The sequence below is a fragment of the Dactylosporangium maewongense genome, from assembly GCF_039531485.1.
GTDB lineage: Bacteria > Actinomycetota > Actinomycetes > Mycobacteriales > Micromonosporaceae > Dactylosporangium > Dactylosporangium maewongense.
Window position 1 is genome coordinate 383,602 of the sequence record NZ_BAAAQD010000001.1, and the last position, 26,765, is coordinate 410,366.

The 26,765-nt window shown below is 73.3% G+C and carries 24 protein-coding genes; 13 read left to right on the plus strand and 11 right to left on the minus strand.

The window, feature by feature from the left end; translation table 11 throughout:
• Nucleotides 1-13: 13 nt before the first annotated feature.
• The gene (locus ABD332_RS01740; RefSeq protein ID WP_344498741.1) at nt 14-400 is read right to left on the minus strand and encodes a VOC family protein; all 387 of its coding nucleotides are present in this window, start codon (nt 398-400) and stop codon (nt 14-16) included.
• A gap of 57 nt (nt 401-457) precedes the next feature.
• Between ABD332_RS01740 and fdxA the strand changes: the two genes are divergently transcribed.
• Entirely contained in the window at nt 458-793 is a 336-nt protein-coding gene (gene fdxA / locus ABD332_RS01745) for a ferredoxin (protein WP_344498743.1), read from the plus strand.
• On the opposite strand, the gene soxR is transcribed toward fdxA, so the two are convergent.
• From soxR to ABD332_RS01760, 3 genes are all read right to left on the minus strand, one after another.
• Complete coding sequence (gene soxR / locus ABD332_RS01750) at nt 794-1,252, minus strand: redox-sensitive transcriptional activator SoxR (RefSeq protein WP_344498745.1); 459 nt, start codon at nt 1,250-1,252, stop codon at nt 794-796.
• Nucleotides 1,253-1,274: 22 nt separating this feature from the next.
• Nucleotides 1,275-3,953, minus strand: a complete 2,679-nt coding sequence (locus ABD332_RS01755; RefSeq protein WP_344500674.1) for a sensor histidine kinase — start codon at nt 3,951-3,953, stop codon at nt 1,275-1,277.
• Between the two features lie 206 nt (nt 3,954-4,159).
• Complete coding sequence (locus ABD332_RS01760; protein WP_344498747.1) at nt 4,160-4,840, minus strand: response regulator; 681 nt, start codon at nt 4,838-4,840, stop codon at nt 4,160-4,162.
• Nucleotides 4,841-4,939: 99 nt separating this feature from the next.
• Here ABD332_RS01760 and ABD332_RS01765 point away from each other — a divergent pair, with 99 nt between their 5' ends.
• Entirely contained in the window at nt 4,940-5,665 is a 726-nt protein-coding gene (locus tag ABD332_RS01765; RefSeq protein WP_344498749.1) for a PIG-L deacetylase family protein, read from the plus strand.
• Complete coding sequence (locus ABD332_RS01770; RefSeq protein WP_344498751.1) at nt 5,662-6,762, plus strand: hypothetical protein; 1,101 nt, start codon at nt 5,662-5,664, stop codon at nt 6,760-6,762. The genes ABD332_RS01765 and ABD332_RS01770 overlap by 4 nt, the downstream gene beginning before the upstream one ends.
• Here ABD332_RS01770 and ABD332_RS01775 read toward each other — a convergent pair.
• From ABD332_RS01775 to ABD332_RS01795, 5 genes are read right to left on the minus strand one after another with little or no spacing between them, the layout of a single operon-like run.
• The gene (locus tag ABD332_RS01775; RefSeq protein WP_344498753.1) at nt 6,716-8,068 is read right to left on the minus strand and encodes a condensation domain-containing protein; all 1,353 of its coding nucleotides are present in this window, start codon (nt 8,066-8,068) and stop codon (nt 6,716-6,718) included. The genes ABD332_RS01770 and ABD332_RS01775 overlap by 47 nt on opposite strands.
• A gap of 31 nt (nt 8,069-8,099) precedes the next feature.
• Nucleotides 8,100-9,041, minus strand: a complete 942-nt coding sequence (locus ABD332_RS01780) for a DUF4304 domain-containing protein (RefSeq protein WP_344498755.1) — start codon at nt 9,039-9,041, stop codon at nt 8,100-8,102.
• Nucleotides 9,038-10,087 carry a LacI family DNA-binding transcriptional regulator gene (locus ABD332_RS01785; protein WP_344498757.1) on the minus strand — a complete coding sequence of 350 codons (1,050 nt, stop codon included), beginning with the start codon at nt 10,085-10,087 and terminating at the stop codon, nt 9,038-9,040. Before ABD332_RS01785 ends, ABD332_RS01780 begins: the two co-directional genes overlap by 4 nt.
• Nucleotides 10,088-10,096: 9 nt before the next feature.
• On the minus strand, nt 10,097-11,158 hold the full coding sequence (locus ABD332_RS01790; protein WP_344498759.1) for a LacI family DNA-binding transcriptional regulator: 1,062 nt from the start codon (nt 11,156-11,158) through the stop codon (nt 10,097-10,099).
• An 11-nt stretch (nt 11,159-11,169) separates the two neighbouring features.
• On the minus strand, nt 11,170-12,147 hold the full coding sequence (locus ABD332_RS01795) for an acetylxylan esterase (protein ID WP_344498761.1): 978 nt from the start codon (nt 12,145-12,147) through the stop codon (nt 11,170-11,172).
• Nucleotides 12,148-12,313: 166 nt separating this feature from the next.
• On the opposite strand from ABD332_RS01795, the gene ABD332_RS01800 reads away from it, so the two are divergent.
• From ABD332_RS01800 to ABD332_RS01835, 8 genes are read left to right on the plus strand one after another with little or no spacing between them, the layout of a single operon-like run.
• Entirely contained in the window at nt 12,314-13,222 is a 909-nt protein-coding gene (locus ABD332_RS01800; protein ID WP_344498763.1) for an ABC transporter permease, read from the plus strand.
• Nucleotides 13,219-14,064 carry a carbohydrate ABC transporter permease gene (locus tag ABD332_RS01805; RefSeq protein ID WP_344498765.1) on the plus strand — a complete coding sequence of 282 codons (846 nt, stop codon included), beginning with the start codon at nt 13,219-13,221 and terminating at the stop codon, nt 14,062-14,064. Before ABD332_RS01800 ends, ABD332_RS01805 begins: the two co-directional genes overlap by 4 nt.
• A gap of 46 nt (nt 14,065-14,110) precedes the next feature.
• On the plus strand, nt 14,111-15,754 hold the full coding sequence (locus ABD332_RS01810) for an ABC transporter substrate-binding protein (protein WP_344498767.1): 1,644 nt from the start codon (nt 14,111-14,113) through the stop codon (nt 15,752-15,754).
• Nucleotides 15,751-17,226, plus strand: coding sequence for a GH39 family glycosyl hydrolase (locus tag ABD332_RS01815; protein WP_344498769.1), 1,476 nt, complete (start codon nt 15,751-15,753; stop codon nt 17,224-17,226). Before ABD332_RS01810 ends, ABD332_RS01815 begins: the two co-directional genes overlap by 4 nt.
• Entirely contained in the window at nt 17,223-17,861 is a 639-nt protein-coding gene (locus tag ABD332_RS01820) for a hypothetical protein (RefSeq protein ID WP_344498771.1), read from the plus strand. The genes ABD332_RS01815 and ABD332_RS01820 overlap by 4 nt, the downstream gene beginning before the upstream one ends.
• Nucleotides 17,862-17,869: 8 nt before the next feature.
• The gene (locus tag ABD332_RS01825) at nt 17,870-19,849 is read left to right on the plus strand and encodes a beta-galactosidase (RefSeq protein WP_344498773.1); all 1,980 of its coding nucleotides are present in this window, start codon (nt 17,870-17,872) and stop codon (nt 19,847-19,849) included.
• Nucleotides 19,846-21,768 carry an alpha-glucuronidase gene (locus ABD332_RS01830; protein WP_344498775.1) on the plus strand — a complete coding sequence of 641 codons (1,923 nt, stop codon included), beginning with the start codon at nt 19,846-19,848 and terminating at the stop codon, nt 21,766-21,768. The genes ABD332_RS01825 and ABD332_RS01830 overlap by 4 nt, the downstream gene beginning before the upstream one ends.
• Before the next feature lie 16 nt (nt 21,769-21,784).
• Nucleotides 21,785-23,446 carry a glucuronyl esterase domain-containing protein gene (locus ABD332_RS01835; protein ID WP_344498777.1) on the plus strand — a complete coding sequence of 554 codons (1,662 nt, stop codon included), beginning with the start codon at nt 21,785-21,787 and terminating at the stop codon, nt 23,444-23,446.
• 20 nt (nt 23,447-23,466) lie between these two features.
• Here the strand turns inward: ABD332_RS01835 and ABD332_RS01840 are convergent, their stop codons facing one another.
• Entirely contained in the window at nt 23,467-24,228 is a 762-nt protein-coding gene (locus ABD332_RS01840) for a TetR/AcrR family transcriptional regulator (protein WP_344498779.1), read from the minus strand.
• Between the two features lie 102 nt (nt 24,229-24,330).
• On the opposite strand from ABD332_RS01840, the gene ABD332_RS01845 reads away from it, so the two are divergent.
• Together ABD332_RS01845 and ABD332_RS01850 are read left to right on the plus strand one after the other, a co-directional pair.
• Complete coding sequence (locus tag ABD332_RS01845; RefSeq protein WP_344498781.1) at nt 24,331-25,068, plus strand: Crp/Fnr family transcriptional regulator; 738 nt, start codon at nt 24,331-24,333, stop codon at nt 25,066-25,068.
• A gap of 24 nt (nt 25,069-25,092) precedes the next feature.
• Nucleotides 25,093-25,380, plus strand: coding sequence for a DUF1905 domain-containing protein (locus tag ABD332_RS01850; protein ID WP_344498783.1), 288 nt, complete (start codon nt 25,093-25,095; stop codon nt 25,378-25,380).
• On the opposite strand, the gene ABD332_RS01855 is transcribed toward ABD332_RS01850, so the two are convergent.
• Nucleotides 25,377-26,657 carry a cellulase family glycosylhydrolase gene (locus tag ABD332_RS01855; RefSeq protein WP_344498785.1) on the minus strand — a complete coding sequence of 427 codons (1,281 nt, stop codon included), beginning with the start codon at nt 26,655-26,657 and terminating at the stop codon, nt 25,377-25,379. The genes ABD332_RS01850 and ABD332_RS01855 overlap by 4 nt on opposite strands.
• Nucleotides 26,658-26,765: the final 108 nt, after the last annotated feature.

Sequence of the window (26,765 nt, forward strand, 5' to 3'; positions counted from 1 at the left end):
CACCTGACGATGGTCAATCAAGGCAGAACTCGTTGCCTTCGATGTCTTGCATGACGAGGCAGGACTCGTTCACGCCGTCGGCGAGCAGGAGGTTGCCGCGGACCGCGCCGAGGGGGAGGAGGCGGGCGCATTCGGCTTCGAGGGCGGCCAGGCGTGCCTCGCCGACGAGGCCGGTGCCGACGCGCACGTCCAGGTGGACGCGGTTCTTGACGACCTTGCCCTCGGGGACGCGCTGGAAGTACAGGCGGGGGCCGACGCCGGTAGGGTCGGAGCACGACGCGGACGCCGGATCCGTCTGGTCGGGTGGCAGGACGTAGCCCAGCACCTCCGACCAGAAGCGGGCGACGCGCTGCGGGTCCGCGCAGTCGAAGGTGACCTGGAACTGTTTGACCGACGCCATCGCACCACCCTATAGGTACTTGAGCTCAAGTGCGGTTGAGCTCATAGTCTCCGCGGCATGACCTACGTGATCGCGTTGCCGTGCGTGGACCTGATGGACAAGGCGTGCCTCGACGAGTGCCCGGTCGAGTGCATCTACGAGGGCGACCGGATGCTGTACGTCCAGCCGGACGAGTGCATCGACTGCGGCGCGTGCGAGCCGGTCTGCCCGGTCGAGGCCATCTTCTACGAGGACGACCTGCCCGCCGAGTGGAGCCAGTTCACCGCCGTCAACGCCGGGTTCTTCGCCGGGGTCGGCTCGCCGGGCGGGGCCTCGCGGGTGGACCGCATCCCGGGTGACCACGCGTTCGTGGCGGCCCTTCCGCCGCAGGTCCACGACGAGGCCCTGGCGTAGTCAGGCCGGCTCGTCGAGGCGGACCGGGCCCTGGCCGCGCGTGCCGAGCCGGTCGTCCGGGTTGAGCAGGTCGCACGACCGCATGGAGAGGCAGCCGCAGCCGATGCAGGCGGTGAGCTGGCGTTCGAGGTTGACGATGTACCGGCGGCGGTCCTCGAGCTCGCGCTTCCACACCCGGGACACCCGCACCCAGTCCCGGTGGCTCGGCGCCTCGTCGGCGGGCAGGGTGGTGAAGATCTGCGCGACGTCGGCGAGCGGGATACCGAGCCGCCGGGCCGCGAGGATGAGCGAGATCCGGCGCAGCATGTGCCGGCGGTACAGCCGCTGGTTGCCACGGTTGCGCTCGGCCGTGATGAGGCCCTCGGCCTCGTAGAACCGCAGGGCGGACGCGGCCACCCCCGTCCGGGCGGTGACCTCACCGACGGTCAGCAGGTCCTTCGGTTGCGCGCTCGATGACACCAGTGGACCGTAGGACCTCAACCTAGGTTGAGATCAAGGGGAAGCTCAGGACCATGGTGAGGCCACCCCCTGGGGTGGGCTCCGGGGTCAGGGTGCCGCCCATCGCCGAGGCCAGGCCGCGGGACAGCGCCAGGCCCAGGCCGACGCCGGCGGTGTTGTCGCGGTCGCCGAGGCGCTGGAAGGGCTGGAAGACGCGGTCGTGGTCCTCGGCGGGGATGCCGGGGCCGTGGTCGACGACGCGGATCTCGACGCGCCCGGCGTGGGTGCTGGCGGTGATCGTCGGCCGGCGCGACGGAGGGCTGTACCGCAGGGCGTTGGACAGCAGGTTGTCGAGGATCCGCTCCAGCAGTGCCGGGTCGGCGAGCACCGGGGGAAGGTCGTCGGGAACGCGGATGGGCACCCCGGTGTCACGGACCGCCGCGGCGACGGACACCGGGCGCATCTGCAGGCCCAGGGCGCCGGCCTGCAGGCGGCTCATGTCCAGGAGGTTCTCGACGAGGCGGTTGAGGCGGTCCAGGGACTCCTCGGCCACGGCCAGCAGCTCCGCGCGGTCGGACCCGGACAGCGGCACGTCGCCGCTGCGCAGGGTGCCGACGGCGGCCTTGGCCGCGGCGAGCGGGGTGCGCAGGTCGTGGCTGACGGCGGCGAGCAGGGCGGTGCGCAGGCGGTCGACCTCGGCGAGGGTCTCCGCGGCCGCGGCCTGGGCGGCGAGGTCCTGTTGGCGCAGGGCGATCGCGGCGTGCACGGCGAACGCCTCGACGAGCCGGCGGTCGGCGGCGGCGAGCGTACGGCCGCGCAGGACCAGGCGGAGGTCGTCGTCGATCGGCACCTCGATCTCACCGTCGGCGGGCGCCGTCGAGGGAAGGTCGCCCCCGGTGGGCGTCGTCGCGGGAAGGTCGCCCCCGGTGGGCGTCGTCGCGGGAAGGTCGCCCAAGAAGGGCATCGTCGAAGGCGGGTCGCCCTCGGCGGTCATCGTGGGCGGGTCGCCCTCGGCGGGCGTCGTCGCGGGGAGGTCGCCCACGGCGGCGGCGACCTCCCAGCCCGTGGTCTCCGACCGGGCGAGGAGGGTGACGGCGGTGAGGGCGAACGCCTCCCGGACCTGCGCCAGCAGCGCCGGCAGCGGCCGGTCACCGTGCAGGACGGCGGCCGCGAGCGTGGACATGGTCTGTGCCTCCGCCCGGGCGGCGGTGGCTTCTCTGGTACGGCGGGCCGCCAGGTCGACCACCGTGGACACGGCCACGGCGACGACGACGAACCCGAGCAGCGCCAGGAGGTTCTCCGGGTCGGCGACGGCGAATCGGTGCACCGGCGGCGTGAACACGTAGTTGAGCAGCAGGAATCCGCCGACCGCGGCCAGCAGCGCCGGGTACAGCCCGCCGGTGAGCGCGACGGCGACCGTCAGCAGCAGGTACGCCAGGATGTCCAGGGACAGCGACACCTCGCCGCGCGTGGCGGACAGGCCCGCGGTGAGCAGCGGCAGGCCCAGCCCGGCGAGCAGGAACCCGGCGAGCCGGCGGCGCGGGGTGAGCCCGCCGGCGACCAGCGGCGGCACGGGGCGCGGGCGGCCGCGGCGGGTCTCTTTGTGTGTGACGAGGTGCGTGACGAGGTGCGTGACGAGGTGCACGTCGATCGGGCCGGCCGCCGCGGCGGTGGTGACGCCGACACCCGGGGACAGCAGCTGCGCGAGCCGGTGCCGGCGGCTGGTGCCGAGGACCAGTTGGGTGGCGTTGACGCCGCGGGCGAAGTCGAGCAGCGCGGTGGGCACGGAGGTGCCGACGACCTGGTGGTACGTGCCGCCGAGCCGCTCCGTGAGCACCTGCTGGCGGGCCAGCCGGGCCGGGTCGGCGCCGGCGAGACCGTCGCCGCGCACGACGTGGACGGCGAGGAGGTCGGCGCCCTTGGTGCGGGCCGCGATCCGGGCCGCCCGGCGCAGCAGCGCCTCGCCCTCGGGTCCGCCGGCGAGGGCGACGACGACGCGTTCCCGGGCCTCCCGGGCCTCCCAGGCCTCCCAGGCCTCCCGGGCCGCCTCGACGTCGTGCCCCGCCCGGTGCCGGTCGAGCTCCTCGTCGACCTTCCCGGCGAGCCACAGCAGGGCCAGCTCCCGCAGCGCGGTGAGGTTGCCGACCCGGAAGTAGTCGCCGAGCGCCGCGTCGACCTGCTCGGCGCCGTACACGTTGCCGTGTGCCATGCGGCGGCGCAGCGCCTCCGGGTCCATGTCGACGAGCTCGATCTGCCCGGCGCGGCGCACGACGGCGTCGGGGACGGTCTCGCGCTGCGGCACGCCCGTGATCTGCTGGACGACGTCGTTGAGCGACTCGAGGTGCTGCACGTTGACGGTGGTGAGCACGGTGATGCCGGCGTCGAGGAGCTCCTGCACGTCCTGCCACCGCTTGGCGTTGCGGGAGCCGGGGACGTTGGTGTGGGCGAGCTCGTCGACGACGACCACCTCGGGCCGGCGGGCCAGGACCGCGTCGAGGTCCAGCTCGGTGAACCCGGCGCCGCGGTGCCGCACCTCCCGGCGTGGCAGCACCTCGAGGCCGTCGAGCAGGCCGGCGGTGCGCGGCCGGCCGTGGGTTTCGGCGACGCCGACGACGACGTCGGTGCCGCGGTCCCGGCGGCGGTGCGCCTCCTCCAGCATCCGGAACGTCTTCCCGACGCCGGGTGCGGCGCCGAGGTACACCCGCAGCAGCCCACGCGTCACGGTCACCGCCTTCACGAAGCGAAGCCCCGGTTCTCCTGTCTACCAGCCTTCCGGTCGCGCCGGACCGATCCCTTCCGGGGGTGCCGGCGCGGCGAGCTGTTCGGCCTGGCCGTCCTCACGGTCACCGAGGCGGGCATCACCGCGATCACGCTCTTCGACGACCCGGCGCCGGCGGACAGGTTCTCGTCGCCGTGACGCCGCGGCGGTCAGAGCTCCAGCCGGTAGCCGAGGCCCGGATGGGTGAGGAGGTGGCGGGGGTTGGCGGGGTCGGGCTCAAGCTTGCGGCGGAGGTTGGCGAAGTGGACCCGCAGGTAGTTCGTCTCCGTCTCGTACCGGGGGCCCCAGACCTCGCGGAGGAGGCGGCGGTGCTCGACGAGGGTGCCGGGCGTGCGGGCGAGGACCTCCAGGAGGTGCCACTCGGTCGGGGTGAGGTGGACGTCGCCGGTGGGGAGGGTGGCGCGCTTGGCGGTCAGGTCGAGGACGAAGGCATCGGTCCGCACGACCGTCGCCGTCGCCGTCGCCGGGGGTGCGCCGCGGCGGAGGGCGGCCCGGATGCGGGCGAGGAACTCGTCGACGCCGAAGGGTTTGGTGACGTAGTCGTCGGCGCCGGCGTCGAGGGCGGCCACCTTGGCGGGCTCGGAGTGGCGGGCCGACAGGACGACGATGGGGACGTCGCTCCAGGCCCGCAGGCCCTTCACCACCTCGATGCCGTCGAGGTCGGGCAGGCCGAGGTCGACGATGACGAGATCGGGGCGGTGGTTGCCGGCCGAGATGAGGCCGGCGGTCGCGGTCCCGGCGGTGTCGACCTGGTAGCCGCGGGCGGTGAGGTTGATCCGCAGCGCGCGCAGCAGCGGCTCGTCGTCGTCGACGATGAGGATCCGGCTCACCGCAGTATTGTCGCTCACCGCGCGTGACGGAGCGTTGCGGGAGCTCCGTCACACCGCGGCGGGCGCCCGGCGGCCGAGCGGAACCGGCAAGATGGACGCGTGGAGCAGCGGGTCACGGAGCAGGCGGAGAAGCTCGGCACGATCGTGTCCATCTGGGCGCACCCCGACGACGAGACGTACGGTGCCGGGGGCATCATGGCGGCCGCTGTCGCCAACGGGCAGCGGGTCGTGTGCGTCAGCGCCACCGCCGGCGAGCTCGGCACCGACGACCCGGTCGCGTGGCCGCCGGAGCGGCTCGGCCGCACCCGCCGCTGGGAGGCCGCCGCCGCGATGGCCGTGCTCGGCGTCACCGACCACCGGTTCCTCGGCTACCCCGACGGCGGGCTGGCGGCCATGGACCCGGCCGAGCCGGTCGAGCGGATCGCGGCGCTGCTGGCCGACGTCGCCCCCGACACGGTGCTGACGTTCGGGCCGGACGGCGGCACGTTCCACCCCGACCATCAGACGATCTCCGCGTGGGTCGGCGCCGCCTGGGAGCGGGCGGGCCGGTCCGGGCGGCTCCTGCACGCCGCCATGACCCAGGAGCACCTGGCCGCCTGGAGCGAGCGGTACGAGCAGTGGCAGGTCTTCATGACCGACGAGCGGCCGGTCGGCGTCGTGGAGGAGGAGCTGGCGCTGCGCGTACACCTGACGGGAGCGGACCTCGATCGCAAGATCGCGGCGCTGCTCGCCATGCACACCCAGGTGGCGCCGGCCGTCGCGCTGCTGGGCATGGAGGAGTACCGCGCGCTGAACGACGAAGAGGCGTTCGTCGAGGCCCGGTGAAGCTCTCCCTGACCGGGCCGGACAGTCACCGGCTGGAGCGCCGGCCCGGCGTCGGCGTCGTCGTCATCGGGCCCGAGGGCGGCACGCCGCGCCCGGACCTGGTCGTCGCGCCCGGCGACGCGATCGACTGGTCGGTGTTCGACCCGTTCACCGTCCCGGCCGGGTACCCGTGGCCGCGCCGGATCGTCTACGACGGCGACGACACCGGCTTCTTCCGCTGGGCCGGGCGCCGGCCGATCGAGACCTTCGACTGGCGGCCGCGCGCGGCGCACACCGTCGACGCCGCCGCGGCGGACATCGGCACGCTCGGCATCACCCTGCGCGACGCGCCGCTGCGCCTGACGCTGCCGGCGGGGGGTGGGCACGTCATGGTCACCGGCGACCCGCGCCTGCTGGTCCCTGACCTCGCTCCGGGTGCCGCCTGTCCCGGCCTGTCCTTCGCCCCGGACACCCGGCCCGCGCCGGACGGACCGCCGCTGCGGCTGCCGGGCCTGCCCGCGCTCGCCGGCGCGCACTCGGTCAGGGTCACCGTGCCGCCGCTACGGCAGCCGTTCGACTGCGCGAGCCTGCTGCAGTTCCCGGAGTTGCGCGCCCTGACGCTCAGCGGGGGACTGGCCAATGTGGACGCGCTCGGCGGGCTGCGCCGGCTGACCGCGCTGCACCTGCACCTGTGCCCCGACCTCACCGGCCTGCCCGCGGTGGACACCTGGCCGGACCTGACCCGCCTGTTCGCGTCCGATGTGGACGCCGTGGTGGGGAAGCGGCTGCGCGGGCACGGCACCGTCACCAGGCTGCGCAGGCCCGAATGGTTCGCCGCCGGGCACGGCCTGCCGTTCGCGGGCTGGCCGTCGCGCACCGCGAGGGCGGCGACGGCGGCGTACCGCGCGGCGGAGGATGCGATCCGGGCGGCCACGACGCGACAGGACGTGGAGGCGGCGGTGCGCGGGTTCGTCGGCGCGGTGAACGCGCTGCCCGGCATCGAGACGACGGAGCGCGAGGACGCCGGCGAGGCCGTCCACCGGTTGACCGCCGCCACCCCGTGCGGGGACCTCACCGAGGCGGCGGCCCGCTGGTTCGACGGGGCCCGCGACTTCTGAACGGGTCGACGACGACCGCCTCGATGTCGCGGGCGCACCGCAGCAGCGCCTCCGGCGGGTACCGGTGGGTGTCGCCCCACAGCGTGAACATGACGGCGTCTGAGGCGTCCGCGGTGTCCTCGACGTGCAGGTAGAGCGAGCCGTCGTAGGTCTCCTCGTGCAGGCCCCAGTCCAGCTTCGTGAGCGGCAGCGCGGCCTCGACGTCGCCGTCCGGCGGGTCCGCGGCCGCGTCGTCGTCGCGGGTCTCCATGCGGCGGTCGTTGAGGTAGCACGACAGGTCGGACTCGCGGCCGGCGACGAGCGACTGGTGCGCCGCGGTGTCGTAGTAGCCGTGCTTGTAGGCGCCGATCGCCGCGCTCCACGCCCGCGCGACCACCTCCTCGAACGGGCCGCCGACGTCGATGACGCACAGCCCGAACTGCCGCAGGCTGCCGACCGCGTCGGCGAACCCGGGCCGGAACCGGTTGCTGACGATGACCTGCACGACGGCGGTGTCGGCGCCGGTGAGGCGGGCGGTGGCGACGGCGTACGCGGCGAGGAGGATCGGCCCGGACGCCACCCTGGTCCGTGCGGAGAGCCGCCGGACCGCGAGGGCGAGGGCCGGCGACACGCACACGATCTCCCGGAAGCGTGGGCCGTCCGGGGGCGTGGACGGCACCGGTGCGGGCGGGACCCGCAGGAGTTGGCGCTGCCAGTACCGCAGCGACTTCCCGCTCTGCCGCAGCGCCTCCGGCGCCCGTTGCCGGCGCGCGAGGTCGAGCGGCTGCGTGCCCTCGGCGGGCGCGGTCGCGAGACCGGTCGCCGGGTCGAGGCGGGCGAGGTCGCGGACGATCGCGTTGATGCCGAACCCGTCGACGACCACGTGGTAGTACATGACGACCACGTGCGTGAGCGTCCCGCCGGAGCGCACCACGGCCATCCGCACCGGCCACTCCGCGAACGGGTCGAACGGCGTCGTCTGGTACCGCACCCGCAGCCGCTCGGCGACCAGGTCCGGCTCGTCGTCCACGACGTCCACGACCTCGAGGGCGATCTCACCGGAGGCCGACACCACCTGCCGCGGCGGGCCACCGTCCACCGGGGACAGCCGGGTGCGGAGGGCCTGGTGCCGCCCGGCGAGGAAGCGCAGCACGGCCGCGACCCCCTCGACGGTCTCGCCGTCGCCGGCGCGGACCGCGCCGCCGATGTTCATCGTCCGGCCGGTGCGCCGCATGAGGTCCCACACGTCGCGCTGGCCCCAGGTCAGCTCCTCGGCGCCCGCTCCGTCGCCCTGGAACGCGACGACATGGCTCGTCACTGTCTCCACGCGCAGAGCGTGTGCACCCCGGTGCGGTGTGTCAATCAGGTGGCGGCGGCGGGGCCGGTGACCCGCCACCCGGTGTGGAACTTTCACGGATGTCGGCGAACTGCGGGGCCAGCTTCGCGAACGCGCGCCGCAGCGGACGCAGGAGGTCCTCGGCGGGCGCGCCGTAGAAGTCGGCGGTGCACACGAGGCCGTCGCGGCGCAGCGCGTGGTAGAGCGTCGCGGCCTGCGCCGCCGGCCGGCCCGCACGCAGCTCGGTGAGGTGCTGGTGCAGCTTGTACGACAGCTGCCGCAGCGCCTCCTCCTGCCGCGCCGGCGGGACGTCGTGGGGCAGCCGCAGCGTCACCGTCAGCGTGGGGGAGTCCACCGGCGGCGGGCAGCGCAGCCCGAGCAGCGCCGCGAACCTGGCCGCCTCGCGGCGCACCGGCAGCGGCCACGGCGCGGCCTCGGCGACGACCCGGTCCAGCCACGCCTGGGCCAGCTCCGGCGCGCCCGCGGTGGCCGCCAGGTACACCTGCCGCAGCCCCGGCGGGTCGGTCCGGTCGCGCAGCCAGTCCAGGACGCCGGCGCCGGTGGCGAGCCGGTCGAAGCGCGGCAGCGCCTCCCGCAGCACCCACTCGCCGGCCGAAGCGCCCAGGGCGCGCAGGTCGGTGACCGCGTCGAACGTCCACCGGAAGCCGCTGCCGACATGGAGGTGGCACTCGTGCCGCGCCGGCGGCTCGGCCGGCGGCACCAGGGACTCGGCGGCATCGAGGGCGTCGATGAAGACGCCGAGGTCGATCGCGAACGCGCCACCGTGCCGGTCGTTCCACCGGTGCGGCTCGACGGTGACGAGCTCCTGCCGGCCTTCCCGCGTACGGCGGAAGTTGCGCCCCCGCCCGGCGAACCCGTGCCGCTTGAGCACGGGGACGACGTCGCGGGCGAGCAGCTCGGAGATGACGGCCTTCGCCGTCCGGTCCACGACGGGGCGGCTCACGACGACGGGGGTGCGGTGCTGGCGCGCACGACGAGCCTGGTGGCGAGCTCCACGCGGGCGGGCTCGACCGGCTCGCCGACCGCCAGTTGCAGCACCATGCGGGCGGCGGTCGCGCCCATCTCCGCGAACGGCTGCCGCACCGTCGTCATCGGCGGCCCGCACCAGCGGGTCACCTCGATGTCGTCGAAGCCGACGACGCTGACGTCGTCGGGGATGCGGGCGCCGAGCAGGCGGGCGGCCTCGTAGACGCCGAGGGCCTGCAGGTCGTCGCCGCACAGGATCGCGGTCGGCGGGTGCTTCAGCGACAGCAGCTGCCGGCCGAGCAGGACGCCGTCGTCGAAGTCGAACCGGCCGTGCCGCACCAGGGCCGGGTCGAGCGGGGCGCCGGCGGCGTCGAGGGCGCCGCGGCAGGCCTCGAGGCGGGCCCGGGCGCACAGGTACTCCATCGGGCCGGTGATCACGCCGACCCGCCGGTGGCCGAGGTCGAGCAGGTGCCGGGTCGCGGCGATGCCGCCGCTCCAGTTCGTCGCGCCGACCGACGGGATCGGGTGCATCGGCTCGCCGGTCGGGTCGAGCACCACCATCGGCACGCCACCGGCGGCGAGCTGCTCGTACTGGCGGGCCCGGAACGCCGAGTTGACCGCGATGACGCCGGTGGGGCGGCGGGCGAGGAGCCGGTCGGCGGTGCGGCGCCCGCCGGGCGCGGGGCCCTGCAGGTCGGTGAACCCGACGGCGAGGCCCCGGTCGCGGACGACCTGCTCGACGCCGCGCAGGATCTCCATCGCCAGGTGGCTCTCCAGGCCGTAGAAGGCGACCTCGACGCTCGGCGTCGCGGCCGCGCCGCCGTGCTGCTCGCCGCGCCGGTAGCCGTGCTCGCGCAGCAGCGCCTCGACCCGGTCGCGGGTCTCCACGGCGATGCCGGACCGACCGTTCAGAACTTTCGAAACCGTCGGCGGCGACACCCCGGCGAGCCGGGCGATGGTCGCCACGGTGACCTCGCCGCGGCGCCGGCGGCCGCCGGGGGCTGGCGCGCTCGCGGAGTCCACGGCGCCAGTCTATGGCCGCCTTCGTTCGAAGGACATGGAAACATTTCCAGGCGGCGCGGTGCTGGACCGCACGACGAGCGGGGTGGCCAGCTCCAGGCGGGTCGAGTCCAGGGTCTCGCCGGCGGCGAGGGACAGCAGCATCCGGGTCGCCAGGCCGGCCATCTCGGTCAGCGGCTGCCGCACGGTGGTCAGCGGCGGGATCGACCAGCGGGCCTGCTCCAGGTCGTCGAACCCGACGACGCTCAGGTCGTCCGGGACGCGCAGGCCGCGCTCGTGCAGGGCCTCGTAGGCGCCGCGGGCCATCTCGTCGGCACACGCGAAGATCGCGGTCGGCGGCTCCGGCAGGTCCAGCAGCGCCAGGGTCTCCCGGTGGCCGGTCGGGCTGGTGAAGTCGCCGGTGCGCTCGTATCCGGCGGGGACGTCGAGGCCGGCGGCGTGCATCGCCGCCCGGTAGCCGTCGACGCGGGCGCGGGCGCACAGCACGTCGCCGGGGCCGCCGATGACGGCGATCCGCCGGTGGCCGAGGCCGATCAGGTGCTCGGTGGCGGTGAGCGCGCCGGTCCAGTTGGTGGCGCCGACCGACGGGACGCTCGGGTCGGGCTGCCCCGCCGGGTCGACGACGACGACGGGGATGCCGAGGTCGGCGAGGCGCTCGCGCTGGTCGGCGGCGAGCTCGGACAGCACGAGCAGGACGCCGTCGGAGCGGCGCGCGGCGAGGTGCTCCAGCCAGCGGCGGTCGGGCGCGGTGCGGGTGCGCCCGTGCACGGCGGAGACCACGACGCCGGTGCCGGCGCGGTGCGCGACCTCCTCGACGCCGGCGAGGATCTGCATCGCCCACGGGCTGCCGAGGTCGACGAAGACGACGTCGATGAGGCCGGCGGTGCGGGCCGGCGGCGTGCGGCGGGGCAGGTAGCTGCGGGCACGCAGCAGCGCCTCGACCCGCTCCCGGGTCGCCGGGGCGACGTCGCGCCGGCCGTTGAGCACCTTCGACACGGTGGGGACGGACACCCCGGCCTCGGCCGCGATCTCCGACATGGTGGCCCTGCTGTGCGGCGGCCTGGGGGTCGGCATAGCCCGCGAGTCTACGCCGAAAGTTTCGAGGGCAGCCAGTCCAGCTGGCGCCGCACGTGGACCGCGTCGCCGCCCTCGTGGCCGTTGTACGGGTAGGCGTGCATCACGCGGTCGGCGCACCCGTACGCGTTGTACGCGGCGAACACGGTGCTCGGCGGGCACACGGTGTCGCGCAGGCCGGCGCCGAAGTGGCCGGGCGCCTTCGCGCGCCGGGCGAAGCTGACACCGTCCACGTAGGACAGCGTGCGCCAGATCCGGTCCTCGATGCCGCGGTGCACCGCCAGGTGCTGGGCGATCTCCCCGTAGGGCGAGGCGTCGGTCAGCGCGACCGCCCGCTGGAAGTGGCACAGGAACGGCGCGGTCGCCAGCAGCGCCGCGACGTCGGGCACGAGTCCCGCGACGGCGAGGGCGAGCCCGCCGCCCTGGCTGTTGCCGGCGACCGCGACCCGCGCCGGGTCGACGCCCGGCAGCGCCCGGACCGTGTCGACGGCCCGGACGGCGTCGGTGACCAGCCGCCGGTAGTAGTAGTCGTGCGGCGCCAGGATCCCCTCGGTGACCAGCCGGTACCCACCGGCGTGCGGGTCGGGGGTGGCGCCGCCGTTGCCGTACAGGTCGCCCTGCCCGCGGTTGTCCATCAGCAGGTGCGCGTAGCCGGCCGTGACCCAGGTGAGGCGCTCGTGCGGCAGGCCGCGGCCGCGCCCGTAGCCGGCGAACTCCACCACGGCGGGCAGCCCTGCGGGCAACACTGCGGGCAACACTGCCGGCCGGCTGAACCAGGCGCGGACCGGGTCGCCGCCGAAGCCGGCGAAGGTGACGTCCCAGGTGTCGACGAGCCGCAGCCCGGTGGTCACCCGGTCGGCGGCGAGGACCGGCGGCACGGCCCGTGCGTCGCCGAGCGTCGCGGCCCAGAACGCGTCGAAGTCCGCGGGTTCGGCCACCGCGGGGGCGTACCGCAGCAACTCGGGCAGTGGAAGGTCGAACTGCGGCATGGGTCTCCTCGACCGAAAGTTTCCAGGACGGTCCACACATTGACCAGGAACAGTGTGCGCAGGTCATGCCGCCTAGATCGAGTCCTTGACAGGGCGTAGTGATGAATCTACATTACCCGATGCCTTCCGAATGTTTGCCGAAACTTTCGACCGTGGAGGGAGGGGCATGAGACGTCGCACCTGGCGCTCCGCGCTGCGCCGCGACTGGCAGCTGTACTCCCTCGCCGTGCTGCCGCTGCTGTTCTTCGTCGTCTTCCGGTACCTGCCGATGGCCGGCAACGTCATCGCGTTCCGGCGGTTCCGCCCCGGCGGTGACCTCTTCGGCGACACCTGGGTCGGCCTGCGCTACTTCAGGATGTTCTGGCAGGACCCGACGTTCTGGCACGTCTTCACCAACACGCTGGTCCTCGGCGGCCTGACCCTGCTGTTCGTCTTCCCGCTGCCCATCGTGCTCGCGCTGCTGCTCAACGAGGTGCGCACCCGCTGGCTCAAACGCTTCGTGCAGACGGTCTCCTACCTGCCGCACTTCCTGTCGATCGTCGTCGTGGCCGGCATCGTCTTCCAGCTGCTCGCCCTGGACGGCGTGGTCAACGCGGGCCTGCGGGCCGTCGGCGCCGACGCCGTGCCGTTCCTGCAGCGGCCCGGCTGGTTCCGCACCATCTACATCTCCTCCGAGGTGTGGCAGACCGTCGGCTGGGGCACGATCCTGTACCTCGCCGCGCTCACCACCATCGACCACGAGCTCTACGAGGCGGCCCGGATCGACGGCGCCAGCCGGTGGCGGCAGACGTGGCACGTGACGCTGCCCGGCATCCGCCCGACGATGGTGACCCTGCTGATCCTCAACGTCGGCACGTTCCTGTCGGTCGGGTTCGAGAAGGTCCTGCTGCTGTACAACCCGCTCACGTTCCCGACCGCCGACGTCATCTCCACCTACCTGTACCGGGTCGGCGTGGTCTCCGGCAGCTTCAGCTACGCCGCCGCGATCGGCCTCTTCGAGTCGGTGATCGGCCTGACCCTCGTCCTCACGGCGAACTTCGTGTCGAAGCGGACGGTCGGAGCGGGGCTGTGGTGAGGCGCGCCGTCATCGGGCTGGTCCTCACCGCCGTCGTGGTGCTGACGCTGTACCCGTTCTGCAACGTCATCGCCCGCTCGTTCAGCGAGGAGCAGGCGATCCAGGCCGGCGAGGTCAACCTGCTGCCGCGCGGCTTCAACACGACCACCTACGAGGTCGTCATGTCCGACCCCGTGTTCTGGACCAACTACCGCAACACCGTCGTCTACACGGTCGTCGCGACCGCCATCTCGATGCTGCTGACCACCTGCTACGCGTACGTGCTGTCGAAGCGGCACCTGAAGGGCCGGGCGCTGCTCGTCGGCGTCGCCGTGTTCACCATGTTCTTCAACGGCGGCCTGATCCCCAACTACGTGCTCGTCAGCGGGCTCGGGCTGCGCAACACCATGTGGGCGGTCGTGCTGCCCAACGCCATCAGCGTCTTCAACCTCCTCGTCATGAAGTCGTTCTTCGAAGGGCTGCCGGTCGAGCTGGAGGAGGCCGCCGCCGTCGACGGCCTCGGCACCTACGGCATCCTCTGGCGGATCGTGCTGCCGCTGTCGAAGGCCGTCATCGCCACGATGGTCCTCTTCTACGCGGTGGCCTTCTGGAACTCGTGGTTCCCGGCGTTCCTGTACCTCGACGACGCCGACCTGTTCCCCGTCACCATCTACCTGCGCAACCTCATCGCCGGCTCGACCGGCGGGTCCGACATCTCCACGCCGTCGGACACGGCGCTGCAGATCGCCGCCAACATCCAGGCGGTGACGATCGTGCTCACCGCGCTGCCGATCATGCTCGTCTACCCCTTCGTCCAGCGGTACTTCGTCTCCGGGATCACCCTCGGCGCGGTCAAGGGATGACGCGCCGCCCTTTTATCAGTCGCAGCACCCTTCAAGGAGCTCCCCCATGTCGCACTTGAAACGGCGCACCCTGCTCGGCGCGGCCGGCGCCGCCGCGCTCGTCTCGCTCGCCGGCTGCGGTGACGACGACCAGGCGAAAGGTCAGGACTACACCGGTCACCGCGACGGCGCCATGGACGGCTACGGCATGGGCCAGCAGTTCACCGCCGCCCAGCCGCTGACGTTCTCCATCATGATGCTCAGCAACGCGGCCTACCCGTACAAGGCCGACTGGCTGTTCTTCAAGGAGCTCGCGAAGCGCACCAACGTGACGCTGCAGGCCACGGTCGTGCCCGGCAGCGACTACAACCAGAAGCGCAGCGTCGTCGTCGCGGCCGGCGACGCACCGATGATCATCCCGAAGACGTACCACCCCGACGAGGAGGCGTACATCGCCAGCGGGGCGATCCTGCCGGTCAGCGACCACCTCGACCTCATGCCGAACTTCCGCGACCAGGTCGCCAAGTGGAACCTGCAGGCCGACCTCGACCAGTTCCGGCAGGAGGACGGCAAGTTCTACCTGCTGCCCGGCCTGCACGAGGACGTCTGGGCCGACTACTCCCTCGCGGTGCGCACCGACGTGCTGCAGCAGCTCGGCCTGCAGATCCCGAAGACCTGGGAGGACCTGCGCACGGTGCTGCGGGCGATGAAGGCCGCGCACCCCGACGTGTACCCGCTGTCGGACCGCTGGAGCAGCCCGCCGAACCCCGGCGGCAACAACCTGCTGTCGATCGCCGGCACCGCGTACGGCACCCTGGCCGGCTGGAGCTACCAGCACGCCAGCTGGGACGACGCGGCGAAGGCGTTCGTCTACACCGGCACGACCCCGCAGTACAAGCAGGTGGTCGAGTACCTCAACTCGCTCGTCGCCGAGAAGCTCGTCGACCCGGAGAGCTTCACCCAGTCCGACGACATCGCCAAGCAGAAGTTCGCCAACGGCAGGTCGTTCGTGATGAGCTGCAACGCGCAGACCCTCGTCAACGAGCTGCGCCCCAGCATCGCGAAGATCCCCGGCGCGACCGTCCTGAAGATCCCCACGCCGACCGGCCCGATGGGCGACACGAAGGCCGGCAGCCGCCTCGAGGGCGGCGTCATGATCTCGGCGAAGGCCCGCGACAGCAAGAACTTCGTCGCGCTCATGCAGTTCATGGACTGGCTGTACTACTCGCCGCAGGGCAAGGTCTTCGCCAAGTGGGGCGTTGAAGGCACGACGTACACCGGCAGCGTCGACGACGGCACGATGAAGCTCGCGCCCGACGTCAACTGGGGCGGGCTCAACCCCGCCGGCACGAAGAACCTCCAGGTCGAGTACGGCTTCCTCAACGGCGTCTTCGTCTACGGCGGCACCACGAAGCTGCTCAACTCCCAGTTCCCCAAGGAGGAGCAGGCGTTCCAGGACGTGATGAACGGCCGCAAGAACCAGCCCCTCGCGCCGCCGCACCCGCTCAACGCCGACGAGCGTGAGCAGGCGACGTTGTGGGAGACGACGCTCAAGGACCACGTCAACCAGCAGACGCTGAAGTTCATCCTCGGGCAGCGCCCGCTCAGCGAGTGGGACGCCTACGTGGGCGAGCTCAAGGGCAAGAACATGACCCGCTACATCGAGGTCGTCAACGCCGCCTACAACCGGTACAAGAAAGCGCACGGATGACAGGGCAGCTCGGCGACGCGTGGCGGCACTGCATCGGGGCCGGGCGGTTCGAGCTCGCGTTGCGTCGCGACTACCAGGACTCCCTGGCGCTGCTCCAGCGGGAGATCGGGTTCCGGCACATCCGCCAGCACGGGCTGTTCAGCGCCGGCGCGGGCGTGCACCGGCCGTACGAGTACGGCGGCGAGCGGCGGGTCCTGCACTCCTTCACCTACGTCGACCAGGTCGTCGACATGTACCTGGAGCTCGGGATCCGGCCGTTCGTCGAGCTGGGCTTCATGCCGCCGGGCCTCGCGTCCGGGGACCAGACGGTGTTCTGGTGGCGGGGCAACGTGACGCCGCCGAGCGACCGGGCCGAGTGGGCGGCGCTGGTCCGCGGCACCGTCGCGCACCTCGTCGACCGGTACGGCCTCGACGAGGTGCGCGGCTGGCCGATCGAGGTGTGGAACGAGCCGGACCTGAAGGACTTCTGGCAGCACGCCGACCAGGACGCCTACCACGACCTGTACGAGGTCACCGCGCACGCCGTGAAGGACGTCGACGCCGGGCTCCAGGTGGGCGGGCCGGCCCTGTCGCCGGGCGCGGACGACGGCTGGCTGCCGCGGTTCGCCGAGTTCGTGGCCGCGCGCGGCGTCCCGATCGACTTCGTGAGCCGCCACGCGTACACCTCCGGCCCCGCCCAGCACGTGCCCTTCGGCGTGCACCAGACGCTCGCGCCGGCGGCGACGCTCCTGGAGCAGTTCGCCGCGCCGGGCCGGCAGCTCGCCGGCACGGCCCTGGAAGGGCTGCCGGTGCACATCACCGAGTTCAACTCCTCCTACCGCCCCGACAACCCCGTCCACGACACCGCGTTCCACGCCGCATACCTGGCGCCGGTCGTCGCGGCGGCGGGCGACCTCGTGGACTCGTTCTCCTACTGGACGTTCTGCGACGTGTTCGAGGAGGCCGGGGTCCCGGCGGCGCTGTTCCACGGCGGGTTCGGGCTGCTCACCCACCGGCAGATCCGCAAGCCCACCTTCCACCTGTACGCGTTCCTCGCCCGGATGGGCGGCGAGGTCCTCGCGCGCGCCGACGACCACCTCGTCACCCGCGACGGCACCGGCCGGGTCACCGTCCTGGCGTGGGCCGCCGGGCAGGGATCCGACGGGCACCGCGTCCGACTGTCGGTGCCCGTCGGATCCCCGGCCGTCACCGCGTACGTGGCCCGCTCGTCGGTGTCGGAGGAGGCGGGCAACGCCTGGGCGGCGTGGCGGGAGATGGGCAGCCCGCGATCGCCCGGCGCCCGGCAGCTCGACGCGCTGCGGGAGGCGTCCGAGCCGGCCCGCCGCCACTGGAGCGCGCCGGTCGTCGACGGCCGAGCAGAGCTCGACCTGTCCCTCGCCGTGCACGAGGTGACCCTGGTCGAGGTGACCGCGGTGCGTGACGAGACGCCGCCCTGGTGGGACGACACGCGGCTGCTGGGCGGCCCGGCATGAAGCTCGGGCGGCTCGCGGCGCGGGTCTACACGCTGCTGGTGGTGGAGCTGCTGCTGGTCGCCACCGTCGCGCCCGGCCTGGCGCTGCTGGTCCTGCTCGACCGGAGCGTGCTCGTGGCCGTGGGTGTCCTGCCGGTCGGGCCGGCGCTGTCCGCCGCGCTCTACGCGCTGCACCGGCAGCCGGCCGACCTCGCCGACCTGCACCCCGCCGCCGCGTTCTGGCGCGGCTACCGGCTCAACGCCGCCGCCGCGCTGCGGATCTGGGCGCCGCTGGTGGCGGTGCTGACCGTGGTGGCCGTCAGTCTCCTGCACCGGGATGCGGCGGGTGTACCGGTGTGGTGGTCGGGCCTGCTCGTGCTCCTCGCCGCGGCGGCCACGCTCGTCGCCGTCACCGCGCTCGTCATCGCGTCGCTGTTCGTCTTCCGGCCCGCCGACGTCCTGCGGCTCGCCGCCCACTTCCTCGCCGCCCGGCCGGCCGTGACCCTCGGCACCGCGGGCCTGCTGCTGGCGGCGCTCGGCGTCACGGTGCTGCTGTCGGAGGCGGTGCTGCTGCTCCTCGCCGCCGGGTTCGCCGCCGCGCTGCTGGTCGTCTGCCGGCCGGTGATCGCCGGCATCACCGAACGGTTCGTGACATGAACACGGGCATGAGCTCGAGACTGGACGCGCTGCGGGAGCGGCTCGGCGGGATCGCGTTCGGCGGCGACTACAACCCCGAGCAGTGGGACCGCGCCGTGTGGGACGAGGACGTCGCCCTCATGCGCGAGGCCGGCGTCAACCTCGTCACCGTCGGCGTGTTCGCGTGGGCGTCGCTGGAGCCGTCGCCGGGCCGCTTCACCTTCGAGTGGCTCGACGAGGTCATGGACCTGCTGCACGCCAACGGGATCAGCGTCGACCTCGCCACCCCGACCGCGGCGCCGCCGGTGTGGCTGTCCCACGGGCACCCCGAGGTGCTGCCCGTCATGGAGGACGGCGAGGTGTTCGGGTTCGGCAACCGGATGCACTACGACCCGACCTCGCCGCGGTACCGCGAGCACGCGGCCCGGATCACGACCGCGCTCGCCGAGCGGTACTCCCACCACCCGGCCCTCGCGATGTGGCACATCGGCAACGAGTACGGCCCGGTCGCGTACACGCCGTCCGCGGCGGCCGCGTTCCGGGCATGGCTGCGCCGCCGGTACGGCGACCTCGACGCGCTCAACGCCGCCTGGTACACGACGTTCTGGAGCCAGCGCTACACCGCCTGGGAGCAGGTGAACCCGCCGGAGGAGCCGCGGTCGTGGTCCAACCCGGCCCGCCGCCTCGACTTCCACCGGTTCGCCTCCGACGCGCTGCTGGAGTGCTTCGTCATGGAGCGCGACATCGTCCGCGCGCACCGCGACGACCTGCCGGTCGTCACCAACTTCATGCGCTTCCACCGCGGCGCCGACCTGTGGCGGTGGGCGCCGCACGTCGACGCCGCGGCCCTCGACATCTACCCGGACCCGGGGCAGCCCGACGCGCACGTCGCCGCCGCGCTCAACTTCGACCTCATGCGGTCGCTGCGCGGCGAGCCGTGGCTGCTCATGGAGCAGGCCGCCGGCGCCGTCTCGCAGTGGCGGGTCAACCACGCGAAGCGCCCCGGGCTGATGCGGCTCGGCTCCTACCAGGCGGTCGCGCACGGCGCCGACAGCGTCCTGTTCTTCCAGTGGCGGGCGGGCCGCGGCGGCCACGAACGCTTCCACTCCGCGATGCTGCCGCACTCCGGCACCCGGGCCCGCACCTGGCGGGAGGTCGCGGCGCTCGGCGCCGAGCTGCCGCGGATCGCGGCCGTCGCCGGCACCGGCCCGCGCGCCGAGGTTGCCGTCCTGTTCGACTGGAACGCCTGGTGGGGGCTGGAGGTCACGCACGGGCTGCCGCGCAACGACTTCGACTACCCGGCGACCGTGACCGCGCACTACCGGCCGCTGCTGGAGGCGCACCATGCGGTCGACCTGGTGTCGTTCGGCTCCGAACTGGGCCGGTACCGGGTGGTGGTCGTGCCGAACGCGTACCTTGTCGACGACCGCTGCGCGGCGGCCCTCGAGGACTTCGCCGCCGCCGGCGGGACCGTGCTGTGCTCGTTCTTCTCCGGTGTCGTCGACGAGGCCAACCAGGTGCGGCAGCCCGCCTATCCGGGCGCGTTCGGGCGGCTCATCGGCGCCTGGATCGACGAGTACCTCCCGGCCGGGTCGTCGTTCGGCGTGCGGTTCGCCGGCGGGCGCACCGTCCGGGCCGACTGGTGGCAGGAGCGCATCCACCCCACGACCGCGTCCGTCGTCGCCTCCTACGTGGACGGTGACCTCGCCGGGTGGCCCGCCGTCATCGCCGACGGCCGGGTCACCTACATCGGCACGCGGCTCGAACCCGAGGCGCTGCGGGACGTGATCCTCGGCGCGGTCGCCGCCGCGGGCGTCCAGCCGGTCGTCGCGGGCGCACCGTCGCATGTGGAGGCGACCCGGCGGGGCCGGTTTCTGTTCCTGCTCAACCACTCGCCGGCCGAGGCGGTCACGGTGCCGGCGGACGGCACCGACCTGCTCACCGGCCGGATCCTGGAGGGCGCGGTGACCCTGGAGCCGCTCGGCGTGGCCGTCATCGAGGTCCCATGACGGACGTCCACCCGGCCTGGCTGCCCCCGGCGGCGCTGCGGGCGATCGGCTCCCGCCGCGTGTCCGTGCGCGGCGACGGCCTGCTCGTGCGCACCGTGATCGCCGAGGTCGCGCAGGCATGCGGGCGTTACGGCGGCGCGGTCGTGTCCGGCGGCGCCGACCTGGTGCTCGCGGTATCCACAGTGGATTGCGGCCCTGAGGGGTTCGCGGTGTCCCGCGACGGAGGGGTCACCACCGTCGCCGCCGCCGACCCCGCCGGGCTGCTGTACGGGCTGTTCCACCTCGCGCGGCTCGGCGAGGCCGCGTTCGGCGCGCCGCACCCGCCGCGGGTGCACCGGCCCGGGCACGCCCGCCGCATGCTGGACCACTGGGACAACGTCGCCGTGCATCCCGTCATGGGCCAGGTCGAGCGCGGCTACTCGGGCGGCTCGCTGCTCTGGCACGACGGCGCCCTGCGCGAGGACCTCGGCCGGGTCACCGGCTACGCGCGGCTGCTCGCGGCGTGCGGCATCAACGCCGTGACCGTCAACAACGTCAACGTCCACGCGACGGAGGCGCGGCTGCTCACCGACCGGCTCGGCGACGTCGCCACCCTCGCCGACGTCTTCCGCCCGTACGGCATCCGCGTCCACCTGTCGGTGAACTTCGCCGCGCCGCGCGACGACCTCGGCACCGCCGACCCCCTCGACCCGCGGGTGCGGGCCTGGTGGGCCCTGGCGACCGACGCCGTCTACGCGGCGATCCCCGACTTCGGCGGGTACGTCGTGAAGGCCGACTCCGAGGGGCAGCCGGGACCGTTCGCGTACGGACGGACCCACGCCGACGGCGCGAACGTCCTCGCCGCGGCGCTCGCCCCGCACGGCGGCGTCGTGCACTGGCGGGCGTTCGTCTACGACCACCGGCAGGACTGGCGCGACCGGCGCACCGACCGGGCCCGCGCCGCGCACGACCACTTCGTGGCGCTCGACGGCCGGTTCCTGGACAACGTGGTCCTCCAGGTGAAGCACGGCCCGGTCGACTTCCAGCCGCGCGAGCCGGTGTCGCCGCTGATCGCCGCCGTGCCCGCCACCGACGTCGCCGTCGAGCTCCAGGTGACCCAGGAGTACACCGGCCAGCAGCGCCACGTGTGCTACCTCGCTCCGATGTGGAGCGACGTGCTCCGGTGCGCCCGCGGGATGGCGGTCCTGGACGGCCTCGTCGGCGTCTCCAACGCCGGCGACGACCCGTTCTGGACCGGGCACCCGCTCGCGCAGGCCAACCTGTACGCGTTCGGCCGGCTCGCGTGGGCGCCGGACCTCGACCCCGTCGCGATCCTCGACGAGTGGATCGGCCTGACGTTCCCGGCCGCCCCCGACGAGCTGCGGGAGACGCTGCACGCGGTCATGGACGACTCGTGGCGCACCTACGAGGCCTACACCGCGCCGCTCGGCGTCGGGTTCATGGTCCGCCCCGGGCACCATTACGGCCCGGACGTCGACGGCTACGAGTACACCCCGTGGGGGACCTACCACTTCGCCGACCGCGACGGCGTCGGCGTGGACCGCACGTGCGCGACCGGGACCGGCTTCGCCGGGCAGTACCCGCCGGCGCTGGCCCGCGTGTACGAGTCGGTCTACGACTGCCCCGACGAGCTGCTGCTGTTCTTCCACCACGTGCCGTACGGGCACATCCTGCACGACGGCGGCACCGTCATCCAGCACATCTACGACACCCACTTCGCCGGCGCCGACGCGGTCGTGGCGATGCGGGACCGCTGGGCGCGGCTGCCCGTGTCATCGGTCGGCCCGGCGTTCGCCGCGCGGGTGTCGGCGCTGCTCGACGAGCAGGTGCGCAGCGCCGCCGAGTGGCGCGACCAGATCAACGCGTACTTCTTCCGCAAGTCCGGCGTCCGTGACGCCCACGGACGCCGGATCCCCTGATCCGAAGGGAGCACCGATGACCAGACCCCGCCTGATCGCCGTCGCGCTGGCCGTGGCGATGGCGGTCGCTGCCGGCGTCACCATCGCGTCCGCCGACGCGGCCGTCACCGTGTCCGCGGCAGCATCCACAGTGGAGGACGAGGGCGCCGACTGCCCGGTGCCGGCGCTGCCCGACGCCGGCGCGCTGCCCACCAACGCGAAGCTGCCCGACCCGTTCAAGCGCCTCGACGGCACCAGGATCACCGCGAAGTCCGACTGGCGGTGCCGGCGCGAGGAGGTGAAGAAGCTGGCGGAGAAGTTCGTCTACGGCGAGAAGCCCGCGCGGCCGCAGAGCGTCACCGGCACCGTGTCCAGCACCGGCGTCACCGTCAACGTCACCCACAACGGCAGGAGCGCGTCGTTCTCCGCCCGGGTGGAGCTGCCGGGCGGCACCGGCCCGTTCCCGGCCGTGGTGGTGCTCGGCGGGTTCGGCGCCGACACCGCCGCCATCAAGGCCGCCGGCGCCGCCGTGATCAGCTACGACCCGTACGCCGTCGGCAAGGAGGGCACGCCCCGCACCAACAAGCAGGGCGCGTTCTACAGCGTCTACGGCGCGCAGAGCAGCACCGGGCTGCTGATGGCGTGGGCGTGGGGCGTCAGCCGGATCATCGACGTCGTCGCCCAGTCCGACGGCCGGATCCTCCGGGCCGACGCGATGGGCGTCACCGGATGCTCCCGCTTCGGCAAGGGCGCGTTCGTGGTCGGCGCGTTCGACCAGCGGATCGCGCTGACGATGCCGATCGAGTCCGGCAGCGCCGGCGTGCCCATCTTCCGCGGCATCCCCGGCGAGGGCGCGCAGAGCCTGAGCAGCGCCTACGGCGAGCAGCCGTGGCTCGGCGACGCCTTCGGCACCTTCACGGGCAACCCCGCGCGGCTGCCCGTGGACACGCACGAGATGGTCGCGATGGTCGCGCCGCGCGGGCTGTTCATCATGGACAACCCGCACATCGCGAACCTCGGGCCGCGCTCGGCGAGCGTCGCGGCGCTGGGCGGCGCCGAGGTGTACAAGGCGCTCGGCGCGGGCGACGCGATCACGTACTGGTCGGACGTGCAGGACGGCACGCACTGCGCGAACCGGCCCGAGTGGCGGACCCCGCTGCAGCAGCACATCCAGCGGTTCCTGCTGCGCACCGGCAGCAGCGCGGGCACGTTCCGCATCTCCAGCCGGGCGGCGGGGCGGCTGTCCGACTGGACCGACTGGCAGACCCCGGTGCTGAGCGACGGGCCCCCGCAGTCGCCGTCGCCGTCGCCGTCCGCGTCGGTCTCCGTGTCGCCGTCTGTGTCGCCGTCTGTGTCGCCGTCTGTGTCGCCGTCTGTGTCGCGGTCCCCGTCGCCGTCCTCGCAGTCCGCGGGGCAGGGGTGCACGGCGGTGGTGACGGTGCAGAACGTCTGGGACGGCGGGTTCGTCGCCTCCGGGCGCGTGACCGCCGGTGGCGCGCCGCTCTCGGGGTGGACGGTCCGGCTCGCCCTGCCCGCCGGCAGCGCGATCACCAACGTGTGGAACGGCAGGCTCACCGGTACATCGGTGGCCAACGCGACCTGGAACGGATCGCTCGGCGCGGGGGCGTCGACCGAGTTCGGCTTCCAGGGCACCGGGCCGGTGTCGGGTCTCGCCGCCACCGGCTGCGCCGCCGCCTGAGGTCCTCCGCCGCCGGGCGCTCAGACCTGCTGGAGCGCCCGGCGGATGGCGGCGGCGACGTGCTCGGGGTCGCGCTGGTCATGCACCACGATGACGGCGGTCCCGTTGCCCCTGCTGTCGCCCTTGCTCGTGGCGCCGGCGGCTCCCGCGCCCGTCTCAGGGCCCGCTCCAGACCCCGCTCCAGACCCCGCTCCAGACCCCGCTCCATGGCCCGCTTCAGTGGTTGCGAACAGCGACACGACCTGCGCCATGGCGGCGTCGAGCTCCGCGGCGGGCTCGGCGGTGTCGCGCCGCAGCCACCGCCGGAGCACGTGGTTGTGGGCGGAGACGACGGCGGCCGCCATCAGCTCGGCCCGCAGCGCCGCGCCGGGGGCGGGACCCCACGACTCGGCGATGAACTCGCGGAAGAGCCGCTGGTACCGCGCGACGCTGGCGATCTCCCGGTCCCGCAGGGTCGAGATCCGGCTGGTGAGCGCATACCGCAGGCGGGCCCGGTCCCCCTCCTCCACGTATCGCAGCAGGACGAGGCGCACCGCTTCGGTGACCGCCACGATCGCCGTGTCCGCCGTCGACGTCGCGAGGCGCTCCTTCACGGTCGCGAGCAGGCGGTCGTGATCGGGGAAGATCACGTCCTCCTTCGACCGGTAGTGGCGGAACAGGGTGGTGCGGCCGACGCCCGCCCGGTCGGCGATGTCGTCGGCGGTGGTCTGCTCGTAGCCGCGTTCGTCGAACAGCGCGAGTGCGGCGTCGACGAGCCGGTCACGTACGGGAATCGCGGTCACAGTTCCCCATCCTCCCGCATCGCTCTGACCTGTTGCTTTCCGGTCCCGGTATCCAGTACCGTCCTAATGGTACGCAGTACCGCATCGATCTGGGGAGGACACATGGTCCTGACGTTCGGTTCCAGCGCCGCTACGGCCCGCGCGCTGGCCTACGACCCGGTACTGCGTTCCACCGACCTGTTCCGCAGCGTCGACCCTGACTCCGCCGCCGCGCTGGCCCAGGAGTTCGAGCGGGTCGACGCGGACCGGGGCACGGTCCTGTTCACCGAGGGTGACCCCGGCGACCGGCTCTACATCCTGCTGTCGGGCAAGGTGAAGCTGAGCCGCCGCTCCCGCGACGGCCGCGAGGGCCTCATGGCGCTGCTCGGCCCGACCGACCACTTCGGCGACTTCGAGCTGCTCGACGGTGGTCCCCGCGTCGCCGCCGCCACCGTCGTCTCCGACGCCCGCCTCGCCGTGCTGCCCAAGACGGTCCTGGACCGGTGGATCGCCCACCACCCGCACGTGGCGGAGCAGCTGCTGCGGGTCATCGCCCGGGGCATCCGCGGCCACCGCGCCGCCGTCGACGACCGCCTCTTCAGCGACGTGCCGGGCCGGGTCGCCGGCCGGCTCATCCAGCTCGCCCAGCGCTTCGGCGTCGCCGAGGACGGCGCCACCCGCGTCGTGCACGACCTCACACAGACGGAGCTCGCCCAGTTCGTCGGCGCCTCGCGGGAGTCGGTGAACAAGGTCCTCGCCGAGTACGCCGCCCGCGGCTGGGTCCGCCTGGAGCACAAGTGCGTCGTCATCCTCGACAACGCCCCGCTCGTTCGCCGCGCCCAGCGGGGCCGCCGCCGCTGACCGGCGTCTCTTAGGCTGGTCCGCGTGGACCTGGAGTTCAGCGGCGAGGTGTGGCACTGGCGCGGCCCGTCCCCGTTCCACTTCGTGACGGTGCCGGAGGACGAGTGCGCGGCCCTGCGCTCCGCGGCCGCCCTCGTCACCTACGGCTGGGGCATGATCCCGGTCGCCGTGCGTCTCGGCGGGACCACGTGGACGACGTCGCTCTTCCCGAAGGACGGCGGCTACGTGGTCCCGCTGAAGGACCGCGTCCGCAAGGCCGAGGGCATCGACCTCGGCGACACCGTCACCCTCCGCCTCACCGTCGCCGCCTAGCGGGCCGGGGGCGTGACCGCGGCGACCATGGCCGAGCGCGGTGAGCGCTTGCCGAGCAGGCTCCGGGCATACACGGCGTAGGTGTACTCCGTCGAGCCCTTCAGGCCCTTGAGCGTCACCTCGGCGCGGTTGGTCGTCACGACCCGTGTCTCGGCCGCGCCGTTGACGGCGACCACCAGGTACGTCGTGCCGCCGATCCTGTCCGGGCGGCGCTGCCAGGTAAGTCGGACGCTGCTCGGGGTCACGTCCGTCACGGTCAACCCCCGCGGGGCGCGGCTCTTGGGGTCGACGCCGGCCGCGGCCACGGTGTTGCGGAACACCGTCGCCTCGCGCGTGTCCGAATCAAGGCCGTTGGGGCCGTTGATGAACCGCCGTCCCCACGCCGTGCGGCTGTTGCCGTCGAAGTTGTTCACCAGGTCCAGGTAGCTGAACTGCTTGTCGTTGCCGCTCCAGGACCAGCCGAGGTAGCCGAGGTGCTGTGCCTGCGCGGTGGCCATGATGGCGTCCTCGTCCGGCTTGCCCCACTGGTGCTGGCTGGAGAACTCGCCGATGAGGATCGGCAGGTGGCGCTCGGTGAACGAGGTGAGGTAGCCGCTGACCTTCGGCGCGGTGTCGAACATGCCGTACATGTGGATGTCGAACGCGGTGTTGCCGGTGGGGTCGGCGGCGAGCACCCGCTCGGCGTTGTCGCGCATGATGAACGACTCGTCCTGGCCCCAGCCGGGGCCGTCGACCAGCAGCGTGTGCTTGAAGCCGGCGGCGCGCAGCCGGCGGATCGCGTCGGAGGTCTGCTGCACCCAGGGCCACGTGGTGCCGTTTGCGAACGGTTCGTCGGCGATGTTGACGAGGACGTTGTCCTCGTGGCCGGCCAGCGTGTCGCGCAGGCTGAGCCAGAACTGCACCGCTTCCGACATCGGTGCCGCCTTCTTGTCCTGGCCGAAGCCGGCGGTGTCGTGGGCGTCGAAGATACAGATCAACCGGTTCCGCTGGCACAGCTCGACGACGGTTGCCACCTCCCGCGCCGGGGCCCGCCGAAACTGGTGGCCGATGCCGAGGGTGACCCGCACCGCGTTGGCGCCCGCCGCTTTGATGGCCGCGAAGGAGCTGTTGTGGTCCGGGTACCACATGAAGTCGTGGTTGACGCCGCGCAGCACGAGGTCGCTGCCGTTCGCCTCGACGAGCCGGCCGTCGCGAACCTGGATGCCGATGTGCGGCTCGGCGGCGTGCGCCCGGCCCGGAGTCAAGAGCGCGGCCAGGAGCGTGGCGACCGTCAGCACCGTCAGCACCGCCCAGGTCGGGCCGGCAGTACGCGGTCGAGCCAGGCGCTTTGTGCGCGCAGGCAGAACGTCGTCGCGCCTGGCCGGCCCGAGCGACACCTGGGCGTC